This is a genomic window from Deinococcus multiflagellatus, assembly GCF_020166415.1.
Lineage (GTDB): Bacteria > Deinococcota > Deinococci > Deinococcales > Deinococcaceae > Deinococcus > Deinococcus multiflagellatus.
Genome location: NZ_JAIQXV010000006.1, coordinates 166,530 through 183,943, shown reverse-complemented (window position 1 = coordinate 183,943; position 17,414 = coordinate 166,530). Strand labels below are relative to the sequence as shown.

General features: G+C 70.6%; 8 protein-coding genes and 1 pseudogene. 7 read left to right on the top strand and 2 right to left on the bottom strand.

Going from position 1 to position 17,414, the window contains the following annotated elements:
- Nucleotides 1–476: 476 nt before the first annotated feature.
- Nucleotides 477–6,299 (bottom strand): PAS domain S-box protein, encoded by a 5,823-nt coding sequence (locus K7W41_RS10145; protein WP_224607605.1) that lies wholly within the window; start codon nucleotides 6,297–6,299, stop codon nucleotides 477–479.
- 767 nt (nucleotides 6,300–7,066) lie between these two features.
- On the opposite strand from K7W41_RS10145, the gene K7W41_RS10140 reads away from it, so the two are divergent.
- The 7 genes and pseudogenes from K7W41_RS10140 (at nucleotide 7,067) to K7W41_RS23490 (ending at nucleotide 14,379) form a co-directional block, all read left to right on the top strand.
- Entirely contained in the window at nucleotides 7,067–8,215 is a 1,149-nt protein-coding gene (locus K7W41_RS10140; RefSeq protein ID WP_224607602.1) for a sensor histidine kinase, read from the top strand.
- Nucleotides 8,216–8,632: 417 nt separating this feature from the next.
- Complete coding sequence (locus tag K7W41_RS10135; RefSeq protein ID WP_224607599.1) at nucleotides 8,633–9,376, top strand: GAF domain-containing protein; 744 nt, start codon at nucleotides 8,633–8,635, stop codon at nucleotides 9,374–9,376.
- A pseudogene (locus tag K7W41_RS23795) lies at nucleotides 9,315–9,653 on the top strand (ATP-binding protein); the annotation flags it as partial. The gene K7W41_RS10135 and the pseudogene K7W41_RS23795, both read left to right, overlap by 62 nt.
- A 64-nt stretch (nucleotides 9,654–9,717) precedes the next feature.
- Nucleotides 9,718–9,903 (top strand): ATP-binding protein, encoded by a 186-nt coding sequence (locus K7W41_RS10130; protein ID WP_224607596.1) that lies wholly within the window; start codon nucleotides 9,718–9,720, stop codon nucleotides 9,901–9,903.
- 134 nt (nucleotides 9,904–10,037) lie between these two features.
- Nucleotides 10,038–11,258 carry an MFS transporter gene (locus K7W41_RS10125; protein WP_224607593.1) on the top strand — a complete coding sequence of 407 codons (1,221 nt, stop codon included), beginning with the start codon at nucleotides 10,038–10,040 and terminating at the stop codon, nucleotides 11,256–11,258.
- 126 nt (nucleotides 11,259–11,384) lie between these two features.
- Nucleotides 11,385–11,798, top strand: a complete 414-nt coding sequence (locus K7W41_RS10120; RefSeq protein WP_224607590.1) for a phenylacetate--CoA ligase family protein — start codon at nucleotides 11,385–11,387, stop codon at nucleotides 11,796–11,798.
- 448 nt (nucleotides 11,799–12,246) lie between these two features.
- Entirely contained in the window at nucleotides 12,247–14,379 is a 2,133-nt protein-coding gene (locus K7W41_RS23490) for an ATP-binding protein (protein WP_318010906.1), read from the top strand.
- 556 nt (nucleotides 14,380–14,935) lie between these two features.
- Here K7W41_RS23490 and K7W41_RS10110 read toward each other — a convergent pair.
- Nucleotides 14,936–17,260 (bottom strand): putative bifunctional diguanylate cyclase/phosphodiesterase, encoded by a 2,325-nt coding sequence (locus tag K7W41_RS10110; protein ID WP_224607587.1) that lies wholly within the window; start codon nucleotides 17,258–17,260, stop codon nucleotides 14,936–14,938.
- Nucleotides 17,261–17,414: the final 154 nt, after the last annotated feature.

Sequence of the window (17,414 nt, the reverse complement as noted above, 5' to 3'; positions counted from 1 at the left end):
ATCATACGTCTTCCGAAACATTCCGTCACGGAAGTTGACCGGGCAGCGCAGCAGAGGGAGAGGAGAAAATACGGAGTTCCGGGGAGTGGGCTGGAATGGCGCCGCAGGCGGAGAACATCCAGGAAGGAACTGGCTGACACGGAGATGGACGGCAGTCCACATCAGCGCTCCGCAATCCAAGAAGAGCCCTCTACAAAGCCGTTCGCTGCCTGCGCCCTGCGTCCCCCTGCCGGAAAAAATTCGTGGCGGGATCACGGCAGTTTGCCTAGAGTAGGCGGGCCCCACGAGGAGCGCCCGCAGGGTGGCCGAGAACGGCACCACACCGGGCAGGCGCCGGCAGGGCAAGGCCCCCAGCAACTGGGCAAGTAGCGCACTGGTGAGGCTCTGGGGGTGAGGCTTGCCCTAGACCAGCCGGTCAGGGCGCGCCTCGCCCAGAACCCTGGGACGCGGCAGACAGCAGCGGGGCGAGAGCGGCGCTACTGGCCGGGCCTGTCCTGACGGAACAGGGCTTCAAGCTCGTTGACCGCCTCGTCTCTGGGAAACGCCATCACCACTTTGCCGCTGTGCTGCGCCTCCGCCCACACCCACCCGCCATGCCGCGCCAGGATACGGCGCATCTGGATCAGGCCGCTGCCCTCCAGGACCGGCACCCGCTGATCAGTGCGCACGCTGAGGTCGAACAGGGTGGCCGCTTCCTCTCCGGTCAGCCCCAAGCCGTCGTCAGTTACCGTCACATGCACTTCGCCGTCCACCTCCCGGCTCTCGACCGTCACGGTCCTCGCGCCGCGCGTCTCACTCAGGGTAAAGGTCATCAGGACCTCCAGGGCCTGCCGCAACAGGGCGCGGTCCCCCCGCACAATGGGCAGGGGCCCTACGCGCCACTGCAGCCGCTCGCCCCTGGGCGTGGCCGCCACGTCCGCCTGCACCGCCGCAAAGACCTCGCCCAGCGGCAGAAGCTCTTTGTGCACCGCCTGCTGCTCAAGCTGGGCCAGCTGCCTCAGATCGGCCGCCACGCCCCTGAGCCGCAGGACCTCGTCCCCCAGCCTGTCTGCGTCCTGAAGTGGCAGGTGGTCCAAGACCTGTTCCGACTCCAGCAGCTGGCCCAACCGCCGGGCCGGGGCTTCAAGGGTGTGGGCGGTGCGGGTAATCAGGTTGCCCAGTTCGGCGTTCAGGTCGGCCAGGCGCTCCCGTTGCCGCTCCAACTGCTGCACCTGCGCCACGCGCTCCAGCGCCAGGCGGAAACTGTCGCCCACCGCGCGGAACACGGCCTTTTCGCGCTCGGTCCAGGCGGCGCGCTCGGTCATCGCCATGCCCAGCACCCCAACAGGATGGTCCTGCGGAAAAAGCGGGTAGCGCGCGGCAGCCCGGTACACTTCCGCAACCGGGAGCCCGTCGGCCGCCGCGTCCCAGGGCTCAAAGAACATCGGTTCACGGCGCTCGGTGACCAGGGCGAAACTGAGGGCGCTGCCCGGAAGGCCGCGGCGCAGCTCCGGCTCAAACTCCGGTGCGAGGGCGCCTGACGCGTAGCGCACTTTCCAGCGGCCTTCTTCCTGCTCAAAATACACGGCGTTGCGAACACCCAAGACCGCCCGGAGCACCTCAGCCGCATGCCGCGCCAGGGTGTCCACGTCCCCCGTGTCGGCGGTCAGTTCGGTAAAGCGCACGAACGCGGCCAGGGCCTCGCGTTCCTCGGCCAGGGCCTGAACGGCCCCTGCCCGCTCCAGCGCCAGCCCCAGGTTGCGCACCACCGTTTCCAGCGCGGCCCGGTCCGCCCCTGACCAGAGCCGCGCACCGAACAGGGCCACGGCGAACACCCCCACCTGACGGCCATCCACGGTCAGAGGCAGCGTCGCCACCGCATTGGTGCCGTGTTCCAGGGCACCCAGTCCATCAGCATCCGGCGCGTACTGGTCCTGAAAGAGGGGTTCACCGCTGGTCCAGGGCTGGTCGAGACTGGGCACCTGGCCCTGCTGCAGGCCGCTGTTCACTGCCGCCTGCAGCGCGGAACTGCGCATCTCGCCGGCCTGGGCGCGCAGAAGCCACTGGGACCCCACGGGTTCGTAATACGTGGCGTAGCCGTCTGGCAGCAGCGAGAGGGCCACATCCTGGCCCAGGCGAATCAGGGCGTACGGGTTCAGGTGCGAGGCCAGACTGCGCGTCAGGGCCGCGAACGCCTCGAGCGCCCGGGTGCGCAGCTGAAGTTCGGCGTTGAGTTCGGCCAGCTGACGGGTGCGCTCCTCAACCCTGGCCTCCAGCACGGCGGAGTGCTCTCGCAGGTGGTGAATATCTGTGGCCGCGACATACACCCGCACCACCCCGTCCTGCTCATCCGGCAGCGGAAACGCGTTGACCACAAACCAGCGGTACGCCCCGTCATGTCGGCGGATGCGGTATTCCTGCCGCAAGGGCCCGCCTGCCTGTCCCGCCTGCTGGGCGCGCCGGGCCACCTCTGCGCGGTCTTCGGGATGAAGGGCTTCTGTCCAGCCCCATCCCAGTGCCTGTTCGGCGGTTTGTCCGGTGTAGGCCAGCCAGCGCCCGTTGTGCCACGTGGAGAAGCCGCCAGGCCGACTTTCCCATAGCAGATCGGGCACGAGGTTGGCCACGGCCCGGAAGCGGCCTTCCGAGGCACGTACGGCCGCTTCCGCCCGGGTGCGCTCCATGGCCGCCCACGTGCGTTCGGTGACCTCTTCAAGCAGCGCGATCTCGGCGGGCGTCCAGCGCCGGGCCTGTGCGGAGATCGCCACAATGGCCCAGAGTGGACGCCCTTCCCCCCGGCGCAGGGTGGCGGCAACCAGCGCCCCCATGCCCAGCGCCCTCATGTTCTGCCGGTCCTGTTCAGAGAGGCCCGCCGTGCGCGTAACGTCGTCAATGACCAGCGTGCGGTCAAGCGCCGCGCGCAGGGCCTCTGGAAAATCCGAGAGGCGCACGCCGCTGGGCACAGGCGGCACCCGGTCGTTGCCCACCTGATGCGTGAACTCGCCCCAGTCCTCGGCCAGCAGATACGCCGCCACGTAGCAGCGGTCCAGATGGAGGTGCTCTGCGAGCAGGCGCAGTGCCCGGTTCGCCACCCCGTCGACGTCGGATTCTGCCCGCAGCGCGTCACTCAGGCGCAGCAGGAACGCCTGCCGCTCCTCGTTGGCCCGGAGCACGTCTTCGGCCCGTCGGCGCCCAGTCACGTCGTGGGAAAACACGATCAGCTCATCCCCGGGGCGCGGGTACACACTGACCGCAAACCAGCGGTCCAGCAGTTCGGTGTACTCCTCGAAGGTCGCGGGCTCACCACTCTGAATCACCGCGCTGTAGCGCGCCAGCCACCGCTGCAGGTCGGCGTCTGGGAGCACCTCGGACAGCCGCCGGCCCAGCAGCGTGTGGCGCTCCAGGCCGGTCTGCCGCTCCAGGCCCCGGTTCACTTCCCGGTACACAAGGTCGGTCACCTGTCCCGCCGCGCCGCGCTCCACGCTGCAGACGGTAAAGCCCTCGGCCATCGTGTCAAACAGCGTGCGGTACTTCTCTTCTGAAATGCGCAGGGCACGCTCGGCCCTGGCCCGCTCCACGGCGGCCCAGGTGCGCTCGGCCGTCGCCTCCACCAGGGCGATCTCAGTCGCTGACCAGTCGCGCGGCGCGGCGCTCTGCACACCGAAGTCGGCCACGAAACGGCCGCCCCGCACCAGCGGCACCGTCACGGCGGCCTGGACCCCGCCCCCGGCCCACGCGGCCCGCTCGGCGGGGCCAAAGCGGGGGTCCATGGTCACGTCGGTCACCACCATGGTCTCACCACCCCGGCGAAGCGCCATCACGCGCTCGCCGTAGGTGTCGTAGCGGTAGCGCGCCGGAAAGGGCGCCGCCGGGGCCCCGGCGGCGTGGTACTGCCCCCGCAGCGTGCCTACCTCTGCACCGGGCCCCCCCTCAATGTCGGCGTACATGACGCGGGTGGCCCCCAGGTGCTCACCCAGCACCCGGGCGGCGGTGTTCTCGATGTCCCCGGCCTCGGTGAGGGGCCGCAGCGCGTCGCTGAGCCGCAGCAGAAACGCCTGCCGCTCCGCCGAGGCGCGCAGGGCGGCCTCGGCGGCCTTCTGCTCGGTCACGTCCTGGGCAATGCCGCCCACGCGGTGAACGTGGCCCGAAGCGTCCCGGATAGGAAAAGCCGTGTCGCGCAGCCAGCGCACCTCGCCGGTGTCTGGCCGCACGATGCGGTACTCCTGAGTAACGGTCTCGCCCGAGAGCACCCGGGGCATGGCCGTCAGGGACCCTTCCTGGTCGGCCGGGTGAACCAGCGCGTACAGGGCCCAGATGTCGGCCATGACCTGCTCTGGCGCCACGCCCCACACCCGCGCCACCGCCGGGCTGACATATTCGACGCGCTGACCGGCCACGTTCCACACCCACAGCACGTCACCCGAATGCTCGGCGAACTGGCGAAAGCGCGTCTCGCTGGCCTGCAGCGCCGCCTGCGCCTCGGACAGATCGTGGATATCCAGCGCGGTGCCGGTCCAGCGGCCCGTGGCAGGGTCCCGCACGGCGCGCGCCAGGTGGCGCCGGTACTGGCCGTCGGCGCGGCGCAGGCGGTAGTCCATCTCGTAGACGGCGCCCGTGCTCGCAGCCTTATCCGAGCGGCGCCGCGCCTCGGCCGCGTCGTCGGGGTGCACCACGCGGTGCCACGCGTTGCCCAGTCCGGCCGCCCGGTCCAGCCCGGTGTAATCGAACCAGCGCCGGTTGAAGTAGTCCACCGCCTCGTCGCTGCCCTCCCACACCATGGCGGGCACCGTCTCGGCCAGGTTGCGGTACCGCGCCTCAGACGCGCGCCCGGCCTCCCCAGCCCGCAGGCGCTCAATGCGCGGGAACAGGCGCCCCGCCACTTCCTGGATCAGGTCAATTTCGGCCTCTGTCCAGGGCCTCGCCTCGCTGTGGGCCACGGCGAAGTAGGCTTTCCAGCGCCCGTCCTGGCTGTAGGGCGCGGCCACGTAGGCGCCGATCCTCTGGGCCTCGGCCCCGGCCTTCAGCACTGCGGCGGCGCCTGTGTCCCCGGACAGCTCGCGTTGGACATCCGAAAGAACCGCCGCTTCCCCGGCCCGCAGGCGGCGCAGGTCATCCGGCGCCATGAAGCGGTCTATCGGGAAAGTGCCCAGGACCGGGGGCACCGCCAGCGCGTGCCAGAAGTGCCGGACTGTCACCTCTGCGCGGTCCTCGTCCACATCCACGTAGTGGTAACACGTCGCCCCCAGGTGGGCCACGAGTTTGGCCCCAACCGTGTGGACCAGCGCTTCCTCGCTGGCGGGCTGGCTGAGGTCGGTGGCCAGCGCAACGAGCAGTTCCCGGGTCGCCTCGCGGCGCTTGCGTTCAGTGACGTCCGTGAACAGCACCGCCACCTGACGGCTGCCCTCGCCGCCCAGGCGGAAGATGTTGAGGTCAAACACCCGGCCCAGCGTCCGCTCACTCTCCTCGACGCGCAGGGCCACCCCGGTTTCGGCCACCTGTCCGTACAGTTCGGCCCACCGGGGGTTGGGGGTGCCCAGCAGTTCGGTGCCCGTGCGCCCCACCGGGTAGGGCATCCCCGTGTGCCGCATAAACGCCGGATTCACCTCCAGAAACAGAAAGTCGGCCCAGCGCCCGGCGCCGTCCTTGATCACCTCCACGACCGCATACGCCTCGTCCATCTGCGTGAACAGTGCGCGGTACTTCTCTTCGCTGGCGCGGACGTCGGCCGTGGCCTCGCCCCGCGTGCTGGAGCGGCCTTCGAGCAGATCAGCCACCACGGGCCCCAGGACCCCTGGCGACAGCGTCAGGGTGGCGGCCGCCAGCAGCGGGCCCGGGGCCGCATCGTTCGGCCGCTGGACCAGCACAGTGCCGCCCACACCGCGCAGGGCCCGCGCGCCATCGTGACCGGCCTCTCCCCCACTGTCCAGCAGCACCACCAGGGCGCGCGGCCCCGCACCCAGGGCCAGCGAGGCCAGCAGCTGGTCCAGCGGGCGCAGCGAGGGCCCGTCGTCTGGCGGGGTGAAGACGCAGCGCAGGCCCGGGCGAACTTCCAGCCCTGGGCGCAGCGGCGCGGCATAGACACCCCCCGGTTCCAGCACGGTGCCGTGCGCGGCTTCACCGATGGGGCATGGAGACAGGCGCCGCAGGGCCGCCCATCCAGCCTCCGCCTCATGGGCTGCCCCCGAAAACACCAGCAGCACGGCGGCGCGCCGGGTCGGGGGCAGCTCGGCCAGCACCGCCCTGGCCGCCTCCAGGGTGTGGGCAGAAACGATCAGAACCAGCACGCTGAAGGGTGCTGCGGCGGGCGCAGGGGGTGGAACCATGGCTGAGACGTAGTGTAGGCACCCCGGCACGGCGTCCGTGTGAATCTGGGTCTGGTTGCCTTGGTGCAACTGCGGGATGGGGAATGAGAAGACCCCCAAGTGTGCCGCAGCGCTGCGGTGGCTCCAGGGGCCCAGGGCCACACTGTGGACCCGGCGTCTTGTTGAGGATGGACGCCAGCATCCTGCCGTTCCCGCTGCCTGGGCTGTGCCACGTGACGCCTGGGCGGCCAGACGAGGGGGCCACCCGCCTCGGGGCCCGCCAACTGCGCGCTCCCGTGGCCATGCCGAACCTGCTGGGCCAGGGGCAAAAGCCGCACAACCCCCGCCCTGAGACGCTCTGTATCCGGACCATGCTGGACGATCAGCCCCTGGTGGTGGGCGAGCCGCAGATGCGGCTGCACGCGGGCGCGCCCCTGACCACCCCGGCCTGGACTGATCTGAACGGCCTCCAGCGCCTCAATTCCCTCCGCAGACGATTCCCGTTGCCGGGCAGCACGGCCCTCCGGCCCCGCCTCAACCGGGATGGACCCAGGCAGCCACCGCTGAAAACCTCTTCAGCAGCATGCGCCGGGGCCTGCGCTGCAGCGCCCCTCATGGCGACGGCTTTGGACCGCTGCGCCGAGTGCGCGCTGGGCCCCACCCAGTCCTCCAAGGCCCCTGGCCCCCGGAAGCTGATTCACAGCTCAATGCGCGCCCAAGGCAAGACACCGCACTTTCTGGTGGAATATCTTTCAGAGACGGCTGTGACCAGACCAACCCCACCCACCATGAGTCTGCCGGTTCAGGCCCTGCAGGCAGCCCTGGACGCGCTTTCAGACACCATCGCCATTGTGGATGAGGGCGGCGTTATCCGCGCCACCAATGCGGCGTGGCAGGGCTTCATGCAGGCCAATGGGGGTGATCCCGAAACCTGCAGTGTGGGGGCCAACTACCTGGACACGTGCGACCGGGCGCAGGGGCCCTGTGCGGACGAGGGGCGGCCCGTCGCCAGCGGTCTGCGGGCGGTGCTTGACGGCACCAGCCCCGAGTTCTCGCTGGAATACCCCTGCCACAGTCCCGACGAACAGCGGTGGTACTGCGTGCACATCAAGCCTTTTCGCAGTGATGACCAGCGTTACGCCACGGTGCTGCACGAGAACGTGACGGACAGGAAACTGACCGAGATACGCGCCAGTGACCTGGACGCCGAGGTGGCCCAGGGGGTGCGCACCCAGACCGCCGACCTGCGGCAGGAAAACAGCGAACTGGACGCCTTTATCGGTGCTGTGTCGCATGACCTGCGGGCGCCCGTGCGCCACCTGCAGGGATTTCTGGGCCTCCTGCGCCGGCGGGGCCAGGAACGGCTGAATGCCGACGACCGGCAGATGCTGGATGTCCTGGACGCCTCGGCCACGCGGCTGGGCCACATGATTGACGAGTTGCTGGGCCTGTCGCGTGTGTCGCAGCGCGCCCTACAGATTCGGCCGGTGAATCTGGCCCAGGTGGTGCTGCGGGCCTGGGCGAACATGGCCCCCGAGACCCAGGGTCGGGACATTGACTGGGTGGCTGGTGACCTGCCGGTGCTGCAGGGCGACGCCGACCTGCTGCAGCTGGCCTTTGAGAACCTGCTCAGCAACGCCGTCAAGTACACCGGGGGCCGGGCAACGGCGCGCATTGAGGTGGGCGCGCGCGAGGAGCAGGGCAGCTGGGTGGTCTTTGTGCAGGACGACGGCGTGGGGTTCGACCCCAGATACACGCACCGGCTGTTTGGCGCCTTTCAGCGGCTGCACCCGGAAAAGGAATTTCAGGGCATTGGCCTGGGGCTGGTGAACGTCAAGCGCATCATCGAGCGCCACGGCGGCGAGATCTGGGCCCAGAGCCAGCCTGGGGACGGCGCCATTTTCTCCCTGCGGTTTCCAAAACCAGCGGCACGCTGATGGGGTCAACGGTCAGGCGCGCTGCACCGGGAGGAGAGGCGGCGCAGCGCGTGGCGCGGGCAGCGACCGCACTGGTCTGGCGGCTGTGAACGGTCCTGCGCGGTGAACTTTGCCGGCAGCACGAACAGAAAAGGAGGCCCGGCGATGGCCGGACGCTGTACGGCCACCCACGGCCGCTTACCCGCGCCGCCCTGGTGTCGCTGAGCTTGGTCGGATGTGGAGACGCGCTCACCCAGGATGGCCGGGGCGGACAGGCCGGGTGAGGAGCGCCCTTGACCCCTGATAGCGGTGACTACAAGACCTGAAGGGTTCCCGTTCAGGTCTTGTGGGGCGAGCGGAGCGAGTGACCGCGACAGACAGTGGTTGGAGTGGAGTTGAGGGGGTCCTTCCCTCCCCAGGGCGGAACGGAATACCGCTGTGAGCGTGGCCCTGGAGCGCGCCGATCAGGCGCGGCAGCTAACGGGACAACGGGACGCCCTGAACCGCCGCGCCCAGGAATTGGAAACCCTGCTGCACCTGACCGAGGACCAAGGCGAGACGGCCGACCCCCTGGCCCTGATCGGGCGGGCGCAGGGGCTGATCCTGAAGCTCCTGCCGCCGGGCTTCGCGCTTTATTACGAAGCGCAGGGGGGCCGCTGGCGGGTGCGCGTTCAGACAGGCTCGGCCACCTCCCCCGAGATGCAGGCGCTGGTGGACGCCGGCTTCCCGGTGGGCCAGACGCCCAGCTTCGATCAGGTGATCCAGACAGGTGAACCCGCTTTCGTGGAGGTGTACGCCGCTGGGACCGATGTGGACGCCGAGGTCGCGAAGGACGTGAAGGCCCACATCACGTTGCCGCTGTTTGTTGGTGGGCACCTGCGGGGCCTGTTCAATATGCCCCTGTTTGAATCGCGGGCGTGGAGCCCGGCAGACCGCGCGGTGCTGCAAACCGCCATGCAGCACCTGGGTGTGGTGATTGAGCGCCTAGAACGCCACGCCCAGCTGGTCCGGTCAAATGCGGAGCTGCAGGCCTTAAACCAGGACCTAGAGGCGTTCACCTACAGCGTGTCGCACGACCTGCGAACCCCCGTGCCATGTGGACGGCTTCGTGACCCTGGCCATGAAGGACCTGGCCCGCGGGGAGGTCACCCGGGCGGAACGCCACCTGGGTGTGGTCGTTGAAGCCGCCAAACGCATGGAAACGCTGCTGGACGCCATGCTGACCTTGTCCCACGCGGGGCGCGCGGTGCTGAACCTCCAGCGGGTCTCGCTGGGGCGCGTGGTGGATCAGGTGCAAAAGGACCTCACGCTCCTGTACCCGGATCAGCCGGTCACCTGGACGGTTGAGCCGTTGCCCACTGTTCAGGGCGACGCGGCGACGTTGCAACAGGTGGTCCGGCACCTGCTGGACAATGCCGTGAAATTCAGCCCGGGCCACGCAAAGGTGCACGTGTGGGCGCAGGAACGTGAGCAGGACTGGGCCATCTTTGTGGGGGACGAGGGGGTCGGCTTCGACCCGCTGTATGCAAAAAAAGCTGTTTGGGGCGTTTCAGCGCCTGCACACCCAGCAGGAGTTCGCCGGGGCAGGCATTGGGCTGGCGACCGTGAAGCGGATTGTGACGCGGCACGGCGGCCAGGTGTGGGCCGAGGGCCGCCCCGGACAGGGCGCCACATTCGGCTTTTCCCTGCCGAAGACGCCCGGGGGGTAAGCGGCCCTGCCAAGCCAGCGCCCTGCCCCCACGGCCCAGGTGCACGGGCGAGGCCCAGGCTGCAGGCGCGCTGAGCGCCCGTGGACGGGGACCTGTCCACAGTGTCCGCCCGCCTGAGCCCTATGCTGCGCCCCATGGCCCCCTCTTCCCCCGAAGCCACCGGGCGCTGGTCGGCGTTGGCCGCGCTGGCGCTGGCGGTGGTGCTGGCCATGGCGCCGTGGTTCTCGGCAGCAGCGGTGCTGCCGCACCTGCGCGCCCTGTGGCGCCTGACCGACGCGGAAGCCGCCGGGCTGACGCTGGCGGTGCAACTGGGGTTCGTGGTGGGGGCGGTGCTCAGCGCCGCGCTGAACCTCGCCGACCGGGCCGCGCCCCGTCGGCTGATCCTGGCCGGTGCGCTGTTCGCCGCTGGCGCCAACCTGGGGCTGCTGTGGGCTGGGGGGCCAGTTGCGGCCACAGGCCTGCGGGCGCTGACTGGGGCGGCGCTGGCCCTGGTCTATCCCCCGGCGCTCAAGGCCATGTCGGCGTGGTTTCGCACTGGGCGCGGGACCGCACTGGGAGTCATGGTGGGGGCCCTCACGCTGGGATCGGCGCTGCCGCACCTCGTCAATGGCCTGGGGGGCGCCGACTGGCGCCGCGTGATTCTCGTCACCAGCGGCATGGCCGCGCTGGGCGGGCTGCTGGCCGCGCGGGTGGGCGACGGGCCGCACCGCTTCCCCGCGCCCCCCTTTCAGCCCAGGCAGGCCTGGCAGGTGCTGACCGGGCGCGGCGTGGGCCTGGCCACCCTGGGGTACCTGGGACATATGTGGGAGCTGTACGCGATGTGGGCGTGGTTTGCGACCTTTTTCAGTGGGGTATTGAGGGGGGCCGGCGCGGCTGACCCGGTGCGGGGCGCGGCCCTGGGCACCTTTGCGGTGGTGGGGGTGGGGGCGCTGGGCTGCTGGGTGGGCGGCCTGCTGGGGGACCGCTGGGGCCGCACCCGGCTGACCACCCTCGCCATGGCCCTGTCCGGGGCCTGCGCGCTGGCGCTGGCGGGGCTGGCACACGCGGGGCCGGGGGCAGTGCTGGTCATCAGCCTGCTCTGGGGCTTCTGGATCATCGCGGATTCCGCGCAGTTCTCGGCCATCGTCAGTGAAATTGCGCCGCCGGCGTATGTCGGCACCGCCCTCACCGCGCAGCTTGCCCTGGGCTTCACCCTGACCGCCGGCAGTATCGCGCTGGTGCCGGCGCTGGTGTACCTGGGGGGCTGGCCGCTGGTCTTCGCCGTGCTCGCCGCTGGCCCACTGCTGGGCACCCTGGCCATGCGCCGTCTGGCGCGCACACCCGACGCGGCCCGCATTGCCGGGGGCCGCGGCTGAGCAAGGCGCTCTCCCCAGCCTGGCGCCCAGAGGCCTGCCGGTTTTCAGAGTGGGCGCGTCGGGGGGCGTGGCCAGCCTGCCGTTCCGGCACAGCAGACCGTCTCCGCTCGGACCATAGCCCCCGTCATGGCGGCGCGCGGCGCTGTCATGGGCGCGGCGGGCGACATTACCCGCCTGCTGCCGCGCGAGAACGGCACTGGGCGCAGCGCGGGCCGCATGGACCGTATTCGCGCGCGCAGCGACGACATGATGGTGCTGCGGGGCGTGAACGTGTATTCCACCCAGATAGAGGCGGTGCTGGCCCAGCTGCCCGGTCTCCGCCCGCATGACCAGCTGGTGCTGTCCCGCAGCGGTAACCTGGACGAACTGCTGCGGGTGAAAAGCGAGCGGCTTGACCACGCCCTGCGCCTGGAGATCATCCGCCTCGTCAAGGCGCAGGTGGGCGTGTCCATTGCGTGCGAACTGTGTGAGGTGGGCAGCTTGCCCCGCAGCGAGGGCGGCAAGCTGCAGCGTGCTATGGGCCAGCGCGGGCCCCGCTAAGGGCCTCGCCCCTCCCAGGCCAAGGTTTCAAAAAGCGCAGAAACGTGTCCACCCTCGGGGCGAGGCCCTTTGTTCGCTGCTTCGCTCTACGGCCCCGCTGTTCAGGCCCGCTCGGTTGATCACAAGATCAACAGCGGGCGACTTCGCTGCGCGTGGGCACCCGGCGCCTGTGCAGGGCCCGGGACCGTTTGATGTGGGTGAACGGCCCTCCAAGCGGAATCTGGATCAGCGGAATCTGAACCAGAAGGCACCAGACACGCCTGACCGCCTCCGGTCATGGAGATGGCGGACACCCCGCGCCATCCTGAGCATTTCCTGATCTTTGGCAGCGGGCGCCCGGGGCAGCGTTATGCTGCGCGGCGATGACCCGGCCCCTGGCGCCCTGGCGACCCGTTCCCCTCTGGGCGCGGCGGGCGCCGGCTTGCCCAGGACCCGCGGGGGCCCAGCCGTGACGCTGGGACCGCCCGACCCTGACCCGCTGCTGCAGGCCCTGGACACCGCGCAGCAAGCCCTGGCAGGCGCCCAGACCCCCGCCGAGGTGCGCGCGCGCGCCGCAAGTGCCTTCGCCTTCCTGGGGCCGGACCTTTCGGTGCAGTGGACCGTGGCCGCCCATGTCCCTGCCGGCGCCAGCGGCCAGGACCAGCTGGCCCTGGGGGGCGGCGGGGCCGAGCCCGCGTGGGCCGCGCAGCCGTTCAGACAGGGGCAGGACGAGGAAGCCGCGGCGCTGGTGATTCAGCGTCCCGGCGGACCCTGGACGGACCGCGAGCGAACCCAGCTGCGCGCCGCGGCCCTGGTGGTGGGCCGCGCCCTGGACCGGGCCACCCTGGCCGAGCGACTGGCGGCTGAGCGCGCCGCCCTGGCCGCCTTTGCAGGCTTCAGCGAGCAGGCCCTGCGCAGCACCGATGTGGCGGCCCTGGCGCAGCGCGCGGTGGCCGTGCTGCGGGCCACCCTGGGTCCGGTGTCGGCCGCCTATCTGGTGCCGCAGGGGCGGCTGTGGCGGGCCTCGGTGCTCTCAGGCGGCGTGCCCGAGGCGCTGGCGGCGCAGCTGCGCGCGGGCCTGCCGCTGCGGGGCACCAGCGTGGAAGCGGCCCTGGGCGGCCAGGACGTGCTGTTTGTGCCGCACTGGGCCGGGCCCGCCGTGGCAGGCGTGCACACCTTCCGGGCGCTGGCGCTGTACCCCATGCACCAGGGCGGCGCGGCGGCGGGCCTGCTGGCCATGGGCACCGCGCGGGCCGACGACTGGACCGAGCGCGAACGCAGCGTCTTCCGGGCGGTCGGGCGCAGCCTCGCCCTGGCCCTGGACCGCGCCCTGCACGAAACCGGCCTGCGCGAGGAAAACGCGGCGCTGCAGGCCCAGGCCCGGGCGCTGGAGGCCTTTGCGCAGCTCAGCGCCGACCTGGGGGCCCAGGACCAGCGGCTGGCCCTGATCCGGCGGGCGCAGGAAGTCATTCTGTCGCTGATGCCGCGCGGCTTCGCGGCCTACTACGAGCAGGCGGGCAGCCGCTGGCAGCTACGCTCGCAGGTGGGACAGGTGCGCAGCCCCGCCTTTCAGGCCGCCCTGGACGCGGGGCTGCCCCCAGAAGCCCAGAGCCTGCAGTTGCCCTGGGACAGCGGCGAGCCCTACTACCAGGCGGCCTATGACCCCCAGGCCGACGGCCTGGACCTGCTCGACGCCCCAGGCGCGCTGGCCAGCCTGCCGCTGCAGGTGGGCGAGGAACGACTGGGCGTGTTCACGGTGGGGCAGTTTGAGGCCCAGCCCTGGACCGGGGGCGAGCGCACGCTGCTGCTGGCCGTGACCCAGAGCCTGACCCTGGCGCTGGGCCGGGCGCGCAGTGTGCAGCAGCTGCAGCAGTCGGCCCTGGACCTGGAGCGCAGCAACGAGGCCCTGCAGGCCGCCAACGAGGAGCTTGAGGCGTTCGCCTATTCGGTCAGCCACGACCTGCGCGCGCCGGTGCGGCACATTGCCGGCTTTGCCGACCTGCTGTCGCGCGCCCTGGACGACGACACCCGCGCGCAGCCCAAGGTGGCGCGGGCCCTGCAGGTGATCGCAGACGCCGCCGCGCAGATGAACGCCCTGATTGACGCCATGCTCAACCTCTCGCGCGCCGGGCGCCAGGAACTGCGCCTGAGCGAGGTGGCGCTGGACCCCCTGGTTCGCAGCGTGCTCACCGAGCTGCAGCCCGAAGTTCAGGGGCGCGAGGTGCGCTTTGAGGTGGGGCCGCTGCCCACCGTGTACGCCGACCCCGCCCTGCTGCGGCAGGTGCTGGCCAACCTCCTGGGCAACGCGGTGAAGTACACCGCCCGCTGCGAGCACGCCCACATTGAGGTCTGGGCGCAGAGCACGCCGCGGACCTGGACCATCTCCGTGCGCGACAACGGCGTGGGGTTCGATCCGCGTTACGCGCATAAGCTGTTCGGGGTCTTTCAGCGCCTGCACCGGGCTGAGGACTTTGGCGGCAGCGGCGTGGGGCTGGCCAATGTGCGGCGCATTCTGCAGCGGCATGGCGGCAGCTGGGCCGCCGAGGGCCGCCCTGGAGAGGGCGCCACCTTCAGCTTTACCCTGCCCCGTCCGGCAAACTAATCGGCGCTCATAGGCCCAAACTCGGTTGAGCCCCCTTGCGCCTGAGAAGGCCGTCCTCACCTTGCGGCCTGGATCGAAGGGTTGGTCGGGTTGAGCGTTCTTTCTCGTCTGGACGACGGCACAGCTTGGCTCCAGAACCCAGTGTACCCTCACGGCCAGGAAATGAGACGGCACTCAGCACTGGAGGCCCGGAGGTTGTGCCCACCAGCAAACAGGACGGGCCTCACGTCTCCAGCAGTGTCCTTTTTCTGCTCACCCTGCAGAGGCCCTGTCGCCGTCTACTCGACTGGGTTTGTTGGTCCAGGGCGGGCGTCCATACGCGCCGGGCACTGATTCCGCAGGCGCAGCGAACGATGTCCGCTCACAGCGGCCTTCCGTTCCGCCCAGGGGCGGAAAGCACCCCTCAACGCCCCGCCAACCGCTGTCTGTCGCGGTCAATCGCGCCGCTCGCCCCAGGTCACCGCTATGAGGGAGATGTGCTGCAGACCGGGCGCGCGGAACCGCTCTCCACCCCTGGCCAGGGCTGCGGGCAGCGGGCAGACAGGCCCCTGCGCCATCAGGACGAAGGCAGAGACTGGGGCCCTTCCTCGTCCTGGGTGGGCGTTTCGCCCGGTGGCCACTGCGGCGCCGACAACCGGGCCCCAAGCTGCGCGGCGCTGAGCGGCCGGGCAAAGTGGTAACCCTGGCCCAGTTCGCAGCCCAGCGCGGCGGCGGCGGCGGCCTGGGCCGGGGCCTCAATGCCCTCCACCACCACCTGCGCGCCCTGGGCCTGTCCCAGCGTCACAATGGCCCGCACAAAGGCGTCGTTGCCCTCATTGAGGGTGTGCACGAATGAGCGGTCGATTTTCAGCACGTCCACGGGCAACTGGCGCAGATAGCTGAGGCTGGAATATCCGGTGCCAAAATCGTCCAGGGCAATGCGCACGCCCAGTTCGCGCAGGGCGCGCATCTTCTGCGCCGAGGCCTGGGCATCCTGAATCAGCGTGCTTTCCGTGAGTTCCAGCATGACGGCCTCGCCCGGCACCCCGTGGTGCGCCAGGGTCCGCACCACCCCCTCCACAAAATCGCCCAGCCCAAACTGCGAGGCCGACACATTCACCGACACCGTCAGGCTGGGCGCGGCCTGCCGGCGCCACTGGCCCACCTGCCGCACCGCCTCGGCCAGCACCCAGGCGCCCAGTTGCGGCATCAGGCCGCGTTCTTCGGCCAGTTGCACGGTCTTTAGTGGGGACACGGGGCCCAGGGCCGGCGAGGTCCAGCGCAGCAGGGCCTCTACGCCGCGCAGCTGTCCGCCCGGCAGCGCCACAATCGGCTGATAGTGCAGTTCCAGGGCGCCGCTGGCCAGAGCGGCGCGCAGTTCCTCTTCCAGCTGAATCTGCTGCATCTGGGCGGCGTGGTCGTGGGCGTCGTAAAAGGCCAGGGCGTTGCGGCCCATGGCCTTGGCGCGGTACATGGCCAGGTCTGCCTGGTGCAGCGCGGCGGCGGCGTCCACTGCGTCGCCGGGGCACACCGCAACCCCCACACTGGCGGTCAGTTCCAGCCGCTGGCCCATCAGCTCAACCGGCTGCCGCACGCCGAGCAGCAGCCGCTGGGCCAGGGCCTGCAGGCGCGGCTGGTCCTGGGCAATGGCCACCACCACAAACTCGTCGCCCCCAAAGCGCCCCACGACGTCGGCCGCGCGGGTGCTGGCGCGCAGCCGCTGGGCAAACTGCCGCAGCATCTGGTCACCGGCCGCGTGCCCCCAGGCGTCATTGATGTGCTTCAGGCGGTCCAGGTCCAGAAACATCACGCCCACCACCTGGCCCTGCGCCTGCGCAACCTGAATGCAGTGCGTCAGGGCCTCGTGCACGGCGCTGCGGTTGAGCAGCCCGGTCAGGGCGTCGTGCCGGGCCTGCCGCTCCAGGGTGCGCTGCAGGCGCCCGGTGTCGATCAGCGCCAGCACCTGACGCACAAACAGCAGCGCCAGCAGCAGCGGCGCGGCCCGCCACAGCGCGTGCCCGCCCTGCAGGCCGGGCCCCAGAAAGAACACGGCGTACGGCAGCGTCAGCGCCAGGGACGGCAAGACATTCAGGCGGTGGCGCCGCGTGGCCGACAGGGGCGCGCTGGACAGGGCCTGCGGGTCCCGGGCGGCCAGACGCACGTAAGCCGCGCTGCCAAAGGCCACAAACGCCAGCGGCCACAACAGGTCCAGCGGCCCGCCCACCAGGTAGGCGCCGCGCGCCGCCTGCTGGGCATACACCGTGTGGGCCACGCACAGCACGGCCAGGCCACCGCCCAGCAGCGCCAGTTGCATCTGCCCCAGGCCCCGGGGCTGCCACACCGCCGCAACCAGGGCCAGCGCCACCACCACCAGGTCCGACAGGGGGTAGGCCACCGCCACGGCCAGGGCGAAGGGGTGCCCGGCATACAGCGTGAGCACCGGCGCCACCAGGGATGCCCAGAGGGCCGTGCCCAGCGCCAGCACAATCAGGGCCACGTCCAGCGCCAGGCCCAGGGCCAGCAGGCGCGAGGGCAGGGGTTGCCAGATGTGCAGTGCCCCCAGGAAAAAGCAGGGTGCCAGCAGCAGATACCCCACGTCGGCCAGCGAGGGAAAGGGCGAGGCCCCCGTAAGGTCCAGCCACACGTACGCCACCTGCCCCGCCGCCCAGCACAGCAGGCCCGCCGTGAACAAGGTCCAGGCGCGGCGGGTCTGGCCGCCCACGCGGCGCGAGAGGGTCCAGCCCAGGGCCGCCGCCAGCAGGCAGGGGGCAAAAAAGATCAGGTTGCCCAGCACCGGCCGCAGCGCCGCTGGCTGGGCACCTGTCCCCACCCAGCCGGCATGGAGCAGGGCCGAGATCAGCAGCGCGCCGAACAGCAGATGGGGCTGGCGCCAGCGGTTCACAGGTCTTTTCCTCACCTCCTTGGCCCTGGGGCGGCCCACGCCTCAGCGGACGCGCGGCGGCGGCCCGTGTGCGCTCCTTTACCTGAGCATCACGGACTTCAGCGCACCGCCAGACGATGAGAAGTTTGCCATGACAGGGCCCTGTCCCCCCGGC

Excerpts from the sequence above, each read along its gene's own strand:
- K7W41_RS10120 (WP_224607590.1), top strand. The coding sequence starts at position 11,385 with ATGGCGGCGCGCGGCGCTGTCATGGGCGCGGCGGGCGACATTACCCGC.
- K7W41_RS10140 (WP_224607602.1), top strand. The coding sequence starts at position 7,067 with ATGAGTCTGCCGGTTCAGGCCCTGCAGGCAGCCCTGGACGCGCTTTCA.
- K7W41_RS10145 (WP_224607605.1), bottom strand. The coding sequence starts at position 6,299 with ATGGTTCCACCCCCTGCGCCCGCCGCAGCACCCTTCAGCGTGCTGGTT.
- K7W41_RS10130 (WP_224607596.1), top strand. The coding sequence starts at position 9,718 with ATGCAAAAAAAGCTGTTTGGGGCGTTTCAGCGCCTGCACACCCAGCAG.
- K7W41_RS10125 (WP_224607593.1), top strand. The coding sequence starts at position 10,038 with ATGGCCCCCTCTTCCCCCGAAGCCACCGGGCGCTGGTCGGCGTTGGCC.